Annotated in this window: 8 protein-coding genes and 9 tRNA genes; 16 read left to right on the top strand and 1 reads right to left on the bottom strand. The window is 52.1% G+C overall.

Translation table 11 applies throughout. The features are described from left to right. Positions 1–43: 43 nt before the first annotated feature. The 10 genes from ACFSO0_RS09025 (at position 44) to rocF (ending at position 2,174) form a co-directional block, all read left to right on the top strand. Positions 44–119, top strand: a tRNA-Thr gene (locus tag ACFSO0_RS09025). Positions 120–197: 78 nt separating this feature from the next. Continuing rightward, positions 198–274, top strand: a tRNA-Glu gene (locus ACFSO0_RS09020). A gap of 4 nt (positions 275–278) precedes the next feature. Further along, positions 279–354, top strand: a tRNA-Val gene (locus tag ACFSO0_RS09015). Positions 355–525: 171 nt separating this feature from the next. Next, positions 526–610: transfer RNA gene (locus tag ACFSO0_RS09010), tRNA-Tyr, on the top strand. 19 nt (positions 611–629) lie between these two features. Beyond that, a tRNA-Gln gene (locus ACFSO0_RS09005) sits at positions 630–704 on the top strand. Positions 705–711: 7 nt separating this feature from the next. Next, positions 712–787: transfer RNA gene (locus ACFSO0_RS09000), tRNA-Lys, on the top strand. A gap of 37 nt (positions 788–824) precedes the next feature. Further along, a tRNA-Arg gene (locus tag ACFSO0_RS08995) sits at positions 825–898 on the top strand. Positions 899–946: 48 nt separating this feature from the next. After that, positions 947–1,023, top strand: a tRNA-Pro gene (locus ACFSO0_RS08990). A gap of 7 nt (positions 1,024–1,030) precedes the next feature. Continuing rightward, positions 1,031–1,104: transfer RNA gene (locus ACFSO0_RS08985), tRNA-Gly, on the top strand. 173 nt (positions 1,105–1,277) lie between these two features. Beyond that, positions 1,278–2,174, top strand: a complete 897-nt coding sequence (gene rocF, locus ACFSO0_RS08980) for an arginase (protein ID WP_376879130.1) — start codon at positions 1,278–1,280, stop codon at positions 2,172–2,174. Between the two features lie 97 nt (positions 2,175–2,271). Here rocF and ACFSO0_RS08975 read toward each other — a convergent pair whose 3' ends face one another. Next, positions 2,272–2,421 (bottom strand): Spo0E family sporulation regulatory protein-aspartic acid phosphatase, encoded by a 150-nt coding sequence (locus ACFSO0_RS08975; protein WP_376879128.1) that lies wholly within the window; start codon positions 2,419–2,421, stop codon positions 2,272–2,274. A 179-nt stretch (positions 2,422–2,600) separates the two neighbouring features. On the opposite strand from ACFSO0_RS08975, the gene sigW reads away from it, so the two are divergent. From sigW to glmS, 6 genes are all read left to right on the top strand, one after another. Then, entirely contained in the window at positions 2,601–3,164 is a 564-nt protein-coding gene (gene sigW / locus ACFSO0_RS08970) for an RNA polymerase sigma factor SigW (protein WP_376879125.1), read from the top strand. 17 nt (positions 3,165–3,181) lie between these two features. Further along, positions 3,182–3,805, top strand: coding sequence for a zf-HC2 domain-containing protein (locus tag ACFSO0_RS08965; RefSeq protein WP_376879123.1), 624 nt, complete (start codon positions 3,182–3,184; stop codon positions 3,803–3,805). A gap of 106 nt (positions 3,806–3,911) precedes the next feature. Continuing rightward, entirely contained in the window at positions 3,912–4,730 is an 819-nt protein-coding gene (cdaA, locus tag ACFSO0_RS08960; protein WP_376879121.1) for a diadenylate cyclase CdaA, read from the top strand. Beyond that, positions 4,723–5,970 (top strand): CdaR family protein, encoded by a 1,248-nt coding sequence (locus ACFSO0_RS08955; RefSeq protein WP_376879118.1) that lies wholly within the window; start codon positions 4,723–4,725, stop codon positions 5,968–5,970. The genes cdaA and ACFSO0_RS08955 overlap by 8 nt, the downstream gene beginning before the upstream one ends. A 43-nt stretch (positions 5,971–6,013) precedes the next feature. After that, the gene (glmM, locus tag ACFSO0_RS08950; RefSeq protein ID WP_376879116.1) at positions 6,014–7,360 is read left to right on the top strand and encodes a phosphoglucosamine mutase; all 1,347 of its coding nucleotides are present in this window, start codon (positions 6,014–6,016) and stop codon (positions 7,358–7,360) included. Positions 7,361–7,843: 483 nt separating this feature from the next. Beyond that, on the top strand, positions 7,844–9,676 hold the full coding sequence (gene glmS, locus ACFSO0_RS08945) for a glutamine--fructose-6-phosphate transaminase (isomerizing) (RefSeq protein WP_376879113.1): 1,833 nt from the start codon (positions 7,844–7,846) through the stop codon (positions 9,674–9,676). The last annotated feature ends 513 nt before the right edge of the window (positions 9,677–10,189 follow it).

Below are 10,189 nucleotides of genomic sequence, written 5' to 3'. Positions count from 1 at the left end.
GATCGGTCGGCGGTTCGAGTCCGTCCCGAGGAGCCATCTTTATGCTCCTGTAGCTCAGTCGGTAGAGCGTTTCCATGGTAAGGAAGAGGTCGCAGGTTCGATTCCTGTCGGGAGCACCATGATTTTTCAACTCCAAAAAATGAAGTGGGCCTTAAATATGCTCGCTCTCTGGATTTGGAGAAGAAATATTTCAATCTGGCCCGTTGGTGAAGCGGTTTAACACAGCAGCCTTTCACGCTGTCATACAGGGGTTCGAATCCCCTACGGGTCACCATGATGGAGGCTTAGCTCAGCTGGGAGAGCATCTGCCTTACAAGCAGAGGGTCGGCGGTTCGATCCCGTCAGCCTCCACCATTTGCTTCGTTCTGGTTCCGGCTCGGGATCTCACCGTTCCGGTTCACCCTCGGAGTAAACTCTTGGAAGATAATGCTCGGGTACTTCTGATCTTGCTTGCTAGCGTTGATGATTCGATGTAGTGGCGCAAGGAGGAAGCGATCCCGTCAGCCTCCACCACCAATAAAAAATGGGGAGATAGCGAAGTGGCTAAACGCGGCAGACTGTAAATCTGCTCCCTCTGGGTTCGGCGGTTCGAATCCGTCTCTCCCCACCATTTTTTATTTTATGGACATTGGGGTATAGCCAAGCGGTAAGGCAACGGACTTTGACTCCGTCATTCCTAGGTTCGAATCCTAGTACCCCAGCCATTTGCACGAGCCATTAGCTCAGTTGGTAGAGCATCTGACTTTTAATCAGAGGGTCGAAGGTTCGAGTCCTTCATGGCTCACCAGTTTTTACATCCATTTTCTGAAATCAAACAGCATCGTGTGCCCTTAGCTCAGCTGGATAGAGCGTTTGACTACGAATCAAAAGGTCGGGAGTTCGAATCTCTCAGGGCACGCATTTCTTGTTTGCATCATCTTTTGTTCAGAGATATTTAAGAATAAATCGGGAAGTAGCTCAGCTTGGTAGAGTACTTGGCTTGGGACCAAGGGGTCGCAGGTTCGAATCCTGTCTTCCCGACCAGTTTTTTGCGGGTGTAGTTCAATGGTAGAACCCCAGCCTTCCAAGCTGGTCGCGTGGGTTCGATTCCCATCACCCGCTCCATCGAATGTAATGGAAACGAGCAGCCTTTGTCGCTGCTCGTTTTTTGTTGTGCCCGCAGAATGATCCGGAGAGGTTATTTATGCAAGATCTTGTCGAGTTGAGTCAATTTCCTTTTCGAGGCTACAATAGAGGTGTTGCAGTGAGAAAAGAACCGTAGGGATGGGGGCACGAACATGAACAAGAACATCAGCATTGTCGGTGTACCAATGGATTTGGGGGCGGACCGACGTGGAGTAGATATGGGGCCGAGTGCCATTCGTTATGCAGGCGTAGTGGCTCGCTTGGAAAAAATGGGAATGAACATTCAGGACCGGGGAGATATTGCTGTAACGCGTCCCCATCATTTCACGGAGACGGAAAATCACAAATACCTCGATGAAGTGGTGGAAGCGAATGAAAAACTGGCGGATGTTGTAAGCGATATCATGCAAGAGGGCCGTTTTCCGCTTGTACTGGGAGGCGACCACAGTATCGCTCTTGGCACGATCGCGGGCGTAGCCAGACATGTAAAGAACCTGGGTGTCATCTGGTTCGACGCTCATGGTGATTTGAACACGGGAGAGACCTCGCCATCTGGAAACATCCACGGGATGCCGCTCGCGGCCAGCCTGGGTTACGGTCATCCGCGCCTGGTTAACATCGGCGGTCTGGCTCCCAAGCTGAAGCCGGAAAATGTCGTGATCATCGGGGCGCGTGATCTGGATCAAGGCGAGCGAGAGCTGATCAAACGCATCGGCATGAAAGTCTTTACGATGCACGAGATCGACAAGCTGGGCATGGCCCGTGTTATGGAGGAAGCGATCGCACACGTATCCAAGCATACAGATGGCGTACACTTGAGCCTCGACCTGGATGGCCTCGATCCGCACGATGCTCCGGGCGTAGGGACACCGGTAATCGGGGGAATTTCCTACAGGGAAGGCCATGTCTCCCTGGAAATGCTGGCGGATGCAGATATTCTCTGCTCGGCTGAATTCGTCGAGGTCAACCCGATTCTCGACAACGAAAACTTGACGGCGCGCGTGGCGGTAGCCTTGATGAGTTCTGCCTTTGGAGACAAGCTGCTGTAAACCGCAATCAGATGAGAAACGAAAAGAGAGGTTGCCCAAAAGGCTCCTCTCTTTTGTATTTCCGCATCTTTACACTGAAGGGAGAAAACAGTACATTCTAAGGGTGAAGATGCAGCTCGTTTAGCAGGTGGTCTAGCTGTACACTAAGTTCTACAAGCTCCGGTGTAATGGATTTATGTGCTTTATACTGGTCGTTCAGTTCTTTTCGCAGCTTTTCAATTTGGAGGAGAACATCATTTTTTGACATTTGTCCCACTCTCCTTTACAGCGGTTGGATTAAAGAGCTAGCATCACTACATTATATAAAGCATAACGATGCGCTTATTCCTGTAATTCCCGACAACTTGCCTGTTCAAACAAGAAAAGATACGAAACCATTCGCAGTATCAACCGTATTAAGAAATACGGTATTGTGGGGAGGATCGCATGGAGTTTGTAGAGAAGCGGTTGACTCAACGAGCAAAGAGCGGTGACCGAGAGGCCTTTGCCGAGTTGATCGAGATTTATAAAGATAAAATATTCCAGCTCGCCTATCGTATGGTGGGGAACCGTCAGGATGCGGAGGATATTGCGCAAGAGACCTTTTTGCGGGTATACGCCAATTTGCACACGTACGATGAAGGCTACAAGTTCTCAACCTGGATCTACCGCATTGCGACCAATTTATGTATCGATCGCGGGCGCAAGAAGCGACCTGACTTATCATTGGACGAAGAAACGGAGCCAGGGCATGGGATGGACTGGTACTCGCGCCTGTCTTCCAACGAGCGTACGCCGGAAGACAAGGTCGTGACGCAGGAGCTGCAGGAAACCGTTCAGGATGCATTGTCCCATCTGCAGCCGAAATATCGGTCCATCATGATCTTGCGGTATATCGAGGATTTGTCGCTGCAGGAGATAAGTGAAATCGTGAAACTGCCTGTGACGACCATCAAAACGAGGATTCACCGCGGCAGGGAAGCATTGCGCAGCAAGTTGCGATTGATGTGAGAAAGGAGAAAATCAAGATGGAATGCCGGGAAATGATTATTCTCATTCATGAGTATCTGGATGGGGACGCTGACGAGCTAACCAATCAGCATTTGCAAACACATATGAGAACCTGTGTGAGCTGCCGCAAGCACATGCACGAGTTGCAGCGGGCCATCGCCTTTGTGCAAAGTGCTTCACATATTCACGTTTCTCCTGATTTTACGGCCCGCGTACTTGCGCAATTGCCTCCGGAAACGAAGAAAAGCCTGTTTTCGAGCTGGCTGCGCAGACATCCGTTCCTCACCGCAGCGGCGGTTTTTCTCTGTCTGATGACAGGCAGCCTGTGCGCCAACTGGTTCGATCGGGACAATATCCTGCAAGTATCTTCCGCCAATATGGATAAACTGAAAATAGATCGTGAACGCAACGTCGTCGTCGTGCCGGCCGGAACCAGCATTGACGGTGATCTGGTAGTTCGCAACGGAAATGTCGAAGTGCAGGGACAAGTAAAAGGAAACGTCGTTGCCATCGAAGGAAAAGTGTTCGTCGCGTCGACGGCGCAGGTGGCCGGGAACACAGAATCCATCGAAGCCATCGTGGATTGGATCTGGTATGAAGTGAAAAATATTGGAAATGACTTGCTTCCCGTCTTGCCATAAGAGAAAATAGAGAGTACAGCATCAACAGCACGGCAGCGGAGCCGTGCTTTTTCCACAGAAGATGGGCTGGCTTCAAAGAGATGAAGCGAGATATGGGGGCTTCGTTATGATATCGTTGGATTATGGGGATTTGCTACGGTATGGAACGGATATTTTACTCGTTACATACGTGATTTATAAAATTATCATGCTCATACGCGGGACGCGCGCGGTACAATTGTTGAAGGGGATCATGGTCATCGTGATCACCTGGCTTCTCAGCAAGTACTTTCAGCTCACGACGTTGCACTGGCTGATGTCGCAAGCTTTTACCTTCGGGGTACTGGCGGTCGTCATCATTTTCCAGCCGGAATTGCGGCGTGCCCTCGAACAATTGGGACGGGGCAAGCTTTTTTCCCGCTCCAGCACCATTCAGGACGACGAGGTGGTCAGCCGTCTGGTGCAAGAAGTGTGCAAATCGGTCACGTACATGGCCAAGCGGCGGATTGGCGCCCTGATCGTCATTGAGCGTGAGACGGGATTGAATGACTACGTAGAGACAGGGATTGCGATCAACGGACGAGTCAGCTCCGAGCTGTTGATCAACATTTTCATCCCGAATACGCCGCTGCATGATGGTGCTGTCATTATGCGCAAGGACGTCATTTTGGCTGCCGCCTGTTATTTGCCGCTGTCTGAAAACAACTCAATCTCCAAGGAATTGGGGACGCGCCACCGTGCTGCAATCGGCGTCAGCGAAGTGTCTGACGGCATGTCCATTATCGTTTCGGAGGAGACGGGACAGGTGTCTTTTGCCGCGCACGGCGCCATGAACCGCAACCTGACGGAGGAGCAGCTGGCAGAGATTTTGACTGCACAGCTTACGCCTCTGTCAAAGAGCAAATCCATGGGAAGTCGTTGGCAATGGAGGCGAAAACATGGATAAATGGTTGAATAGTCATTGGTTTGCTCGAGCGGTAGCTCTTTTGTTGGCTGTCATGATGTGGATGGTCGTGAATCTGGAAACAGAACAGACGACGACCCCCGAAGCAAGTCAGCCTGTTTTTATTGATGGCGTCAACCTGCACGTCAAATACGATACCGATCGTTATCAAGTCGTCAAGCAGCCGCGGACGGTCAAGGTAGCATTGGAGAGCAACAATCCGTTTTACCGCCACAATTTTTTCCCTACGGACTCGATGGAAGTCTACGTCGATGCGACTGGACTGGGCAAAGGAACGCACAAGGTTCCTGTTCAGTACAAGGGCTTTCCCGATGAAGTCAAGGTAGGAATTATTCCAAACACCGTGGAAATCACCTTGGAGGAGAAGAAGACGGTCGAGCGGGAAGTCAACGTGGAGATGCTCGGGACAGTCGCGCCCGGGTATACAGCTGGGGAGCCGATCGTGAAGCCGTTCCGTGCGCTTGTGCGCGTGCCGGAGAGCCAGGTGGACAAAGTAGCCGCTGTCAAGGCATCCGTCGATCTGGAAGGAGCGACATCCGCGATCAAGACGACCGTTCCGCTCAAAGTGGTGGACAAGTCGGGGAATGTGATTCAGGGAGCTGACGTCGTGCCGCTCACGGTCGAGGTGAACATCCCTGTCACGAGCCCGTTCGTCAAGGTGCCGATCAAATTAAACTTGACGAATGAAATGCCCAATGGCTATAGTTTGGCTAGTGTGGATATGAATGTGGAAGAAGTCACTGTTTTTGGACCAAAAGAGGTTATCGACGCCATGAAGGCGAGCACGTACCCGGGTCCGGAGATTGACCTTAGCAACATTACTTCAGATCGTCTGTTAGAGCTAAAGATGCCGGTACTGGAAAATATCGTGAAAGTGGAACCGGAGTATTTGAAGGTGTCACTGAAAGTAGTGCCTTCGACCACCAAGCGCCTGGAAAAAATTCCGATCCGCATCAGCGGGCTGTCGGAAGACTTGCAGGCCAAGGTACTGTCGACGGACGGTCAGGAGATGTCTACGATTGATTTTGATGCCGTAGGGGCGGCACAGATATTACATCAGTTGAGGCCGGAAGACTTGCAGGTGGTCGCTGATGTGAGCAATATGCCGGCTGGCGTGTATGAGGTGGCGTTGAACTACATTTTCAACCAATCGGATTACATTCAGCCATCGGGCAGCGCACCCAAGAAGGTTACAGTAGAAATCACGAACAAGCAGAGGTAGGCATAAGCTGTTGTGTGCACAAGGAAGGAAATGAGGGACAAACATGGGGAAGTATTTCGGAACTGACGGTGTACGCGGTGTGGCAAATGCACAGCTGACACCCGAACTGGCATTTAAAATCGGACGCGTTGGCGGTTATGTTCTCACGAGACACAAACAAGAAGGCAAGCCAAAGGTAGTGATTGGGCGCGATACGCGGATATCCGGTCAAATGCTGGAAAGCTCACTTTTGGCAGGCCTGCTGTCGGTCGGAGCAGAAGTGGTCAGATTGGGTGTCATCTCCACGTCAGGTGTGGCATATCTCACCCGAGCGCTGGGGGCAGATGCGGGTGTCATGATTTCCGCCTCCCACAATCCGTTTCCGGATAACGGCATCAAGTTCTTCGGCAGCAACGGCTTTAAACTGTCCGATGACGTAGAAGCAGAAATCGAACAATACCTGGATGCGGCAGAGGATACACTGCCTCGCCCGACTGGGGAAAATATCGGGACTGTCCTGGAGTTTTTGGAGGGCGGACAAAAATACCTTTCCCATCTGAAAAGCACAGTATCCGAGCGGTTTGACGGCATGAAGGTCGTGCTCGACTGCGCGAATGGAGCGGTGTCTTCGTTGGCAGCACGCCTGTTTGCGGACGTGGACGCAGAGGTCATTACGATCGGAGCGAACCCGAATGGCGTCAATATCAACGAAAACTGCGGCTCGACCCATCCGGAGCGCATCCAGGAAGAAGTGCTGAAGCATAGAGCTGATCTGGGTCTTTCCTTTGACGGGGATGCGGACCGCTGTATCGCTGTGGATGAGACCGGCGAGATCATCGATGGCGATTACATTATGGCGATTTGTGCCCGGGCGATGAAAGCCAAAGGAAAGCTGAACAACAACACGGTCGTCACCACCGTCATGGCCAACATGGGGTTCTTCAAAGGCATGGAGGAATGCTCCATCAATACGACCAAGACAGCCGTAGGGGACCGTTACGTCGTAGAAGAAATGCTGCGCGGCGGCTACAACCTGGGCGGCGAACAGTCCGGCCACATCGTGTTCCTCGACTACAATACGACAGGTGACGGGCTGCTGACAGGTCTGCAGCTGCTCAACATCGTCAAGGAGTCGGGCAAGCCTTTGTCTGAGCTGAAAAAGGTCATGGTGAAGTACCCGCAGCTGTTGGTCAATGTACGGGTCGAAGATAAATCCAAGCTCAATGGCAACGAGGCGATCGAGCGGGCGATCCGCGAAGTCGAGGAAGAGCTGGCCGGCAATGGCCGCGTGCTTGTGCGTCCTTCCGGAACCGAGCCGATCGTTCGCGTCATGGCAGAAGGACCGGATGCAGACCAGCTGGAAGGTCTGGTACATCGCATCGTCGACGTCGTCAAACAAGAGCTCGTGTAAAGAAAAGCAGCAAAAGGGAGTGGTTCCGAACCGCTCCTTTTTTGCATACAAGTAAATGACAAAGATATGATTGTGAGAAAGGGCGGGATGTGGTAAAGTGTTCATGTGCATCTGGAACTTTGCACAATCAGCATACGGAAAGGATGGCGATGACGGAAAAAGACCGAAGACACGAAAGCAACGCAATATTCGTTGGAAAGCGCCAGCACTGTGGTCGACCGGAAACAGGCCCAGTGGACGAGGTGGAGGTTTATCGAAGATTTCGGCGGATACCTCCCGGCAGCTGTATCACTGCCGCGGAGCGCAGGTACAAATCAGCGGAGAGATCCGGTGGACAAAAGCTTGCGCGTGATACGCAGCAAAGGTTCGTGAACGATGAAAAAACAGTGAATATATCAAAATAAATGGAATGGCGGGGGCACATCCCCGTACCATTGGCTTTGGGTTGTGTCCCCCGCCTTATTTGGAAGGGGATTATCAAATATGTGCGGAATCGTAGGCTATATTGGAAATAAACAAGCGCAGGATATCATCATCGAGGGGCTTCGCAAGCTGGAATATCGCGGCTACGACTCGGCTGGTGTCGCTGTACTGAACGAAAACGGATTGGAGCTGGATAAAGCACAGGGCCGTCTGGCTGTGCTGGAAGAGCGTCTGCAATCCCGTCCGCTCGGCGGCTTCATGGGGATCGGGCATACGCGTTGGGCGACACACGGAAAACCGTCTGACGAAAACTCCCACCCCCACACCGATGCGAAGCACGCTTTCGCCGTGGTGCACAACGGCATTATCGAGAACTTCCTGCCGATCAAGGAAGAGCTGCTGAAAAAAGGGTACACCTTTACTTCCGAGACCGATACAGAGGTCATCGCTCACTTGCTCGCTGACCTGTACGATGGCGATATCGTTTCCACTGCCCGCAAGGCTGTACAGCGCATGCGCGGTGCGTACGCACTGGGAATCATGACGGAGCATGAGCCGGATAAGCTGGTTGCCGTCCGTCTGGCAAGCCCGCTGGTTGTCGGCGTAGGGAATGGCGAAAGCTTTATCGGCTCCGATATTCCAGCCATTCTGGAGCATACGCGCGACGTGTACATTTTGAACGAAGGCGAAATGGCCGTACTGACCCGGGATGGCGTCGAGCTGATGGATGCCCAGACCGGGGAGAAAATCGAGCGGGAGCTGTTCCACGTCGAGTGGGATCTGGTGCAAGCGGAAAAAGGCGGCTACGATTCGTTTATGCTCAAGGAAATCCACGAGCAGCCGCAAGCCGTCCGCGACACGATGGGCGCCCGCATCGATCAGGAGCAAAAACGCGTGATTTTGCCTGAGCTGAAAATGAGCGATGCCGAGCTGGCGAAGTACGATCGCATCTACATCGTGGCGTGCGGTACCTCCATGCACGCAGGTCTGGTCGGAAAAGACGTGATCGAGAAATGGACCCGCGTTCCTGTAGAGGTAGCCGTCGCATCGGAGTTCCGTTACCGCGATCCGATCTACACGGACAACACCTTGATGATCGTAATCAGCCAATCCGGTGAAACGGCCGACACTCTGGCTGCCCTGCGTGAAGCGAAGAAGAGCAACGTCAAGGTACTGGCGATCACCAACGTAGTAGGCAGCTCCGTCGCGCGCGAATCCGACGAGGTCATCTTCACCTGGGCAGGCCCAGAGGTAGCGGTCGCGTCCACGAAGGCGTATACGTCCCAAGTAGTTGCCCTGTACCTGTTCAGCCTCTATTTGGCTCAGGTAAAAGGCACGCTGTCTGCGCAGGAAGTAGCGGAGGTAGTGGACCATCTGCAAGAGATCCCGTCGCAAATCGCCTCCATGCTGAATGACGCGGAGCAGGTGCGCCACTTTGCAGAGAGCACCAAAGGCGTAAACAGCCTGTTCTTCATCGGACGCAGCCTGGACTACGCGGTCTCCCTGGAAGGCTCCCTGAAGCTGAAAGAGATCTCGTACATCCACTCCGAGGCATACCCGGCCGGCGAACTGAAGCACGGCACCCTGGCGCTGATCGAAGAAAACGTACCTGTAGTCGCCCTGGCCACGCAACCGGACATTTACGAAAAAATGGTGAGCAACATCGTGGAAGTCAAAGCCCGCGGCGCACGCGTTCTGGGATTTGCCACCGCAGGCAACGCCGACCTCGCCAAGACCGTCGACGAAGTGATCTACCTGCCATCCACGCTGCCAATGCTGACACCGATTTTAGCCGTCATTCCATTGCAATTGCTGTCCTATTACGCCTCCGTCGCCCGCGGCCTGGACGTGGATAAACCGCGGAATTTGGCGAAGAGTGTGACGGTGGAGTAGGGGAAGGGTAGTTGTTGTACTTGAAAGTGGAAACCTCCAAGATGCTACAACACTGAATGAAGCCTATTGGTCGAGCTACCCGCTAAGGGTAGCTCGTTCTTTTTATAGCGATATGTTAGATCAGTATGCTGATTTGAATATCAAAAAATTGAGGGACCATCAAAAGGATACAGCGGAGAGATGGGTATATAGATTGGTGGGGAAAATGTAAATATCCCCCGTACAGCAAAATAAAGTACAATTTTCCTTAGTGAGGTTTTCATATTTCAGCTTACTCCACAGAAAGCTCTATAGCATTGATTCCCTCATTGCTTTTATTTCAATTACGGCGCAAGCTAATTCATCCTATGGTATACTACAATAGAACCAGTCCAATAAATTACAAATTGCCTAATATTTGATTCATCACCATAACCCGTGCTAGACATTGAAAAAACGCAGATGTTCCTCTATCGTGGGAGTTGTCGAGACAACCACTGAAAAGGAGGAAATCTGCGTTGTGCCTTGATTTTA

The sequence above is a fragment of the Brevibacillus sp. GCM10020057 genome, assembly GCF_042683565.1.
In the GTDB taxonomy this organism is placed as follows: Bacteria; Bacillota; Bacilli; order Brevibacillales; family Brevibacillaceae; genus Brevibacillus.
Note: the sequence above shows the minus strand (reverse complement) of the source record. Positions and strands in the feature narration are given on the sequence as shown.

Excerpts from the sequence above, each read along its gene's own strand:
- cdaA (WP_376879121.1), top strand. The coding sequence starts at position 3,912 with ATGATATCGTTGGATTATGGGGATTTGCTACGGTATGGAACGGATATT.
- ACFSO0_RS08965 (WP_376879123.1), top strand. The coding sequence starts at position 3,182 with ATGGAATGCCGGGAAATGATTATTCTCATTCATGAGTATCTGGATGGG.
- ACFSO0_RS08955 (WP_376879118.1), top strand. The coding sequence starts at position 4,723 with ATGGATAAATGGTTGAATAGTCATTGGTTTGCTCGAGCGGTAGCTCTT.
- glmM (WP_376879116.1), top strand. The coding sequence starts at position 6,014 with ATGGGGAAGTATTTCGGAACTGACGGTGTACGCGGTGTGGCAAATGCA.
- sigW (WP_376879125.1), top strand. The coding sequence starts at position 2,601 with ATGGAGTTTGTAGAGAAGCGGTTGACTCAACGAGCAAAGAGCGGTGAC.
- rocF (WP_376879130.1), top strand. The coding sequence starts at position 1,278 with ATGAACAAGAACATCAGCATTGTCGGTGTACCAATGGATTTGGGGGCG.
- ACFSO0_RS08975 (WP_376879128.1), bottom strand. The coding sequence starts at position 2,421 with ATGTCAAAAAATGATGTTCTCCTCCAAATTGAAAAGCTGCGAAAAGAA.
- glmS (WP_376879113.1), top strand. The coding sequence starts at position 7,844 with ATGTGCGGAATCGTAGGCTATATTGGAAATAAACAAGCGCAGGATATC.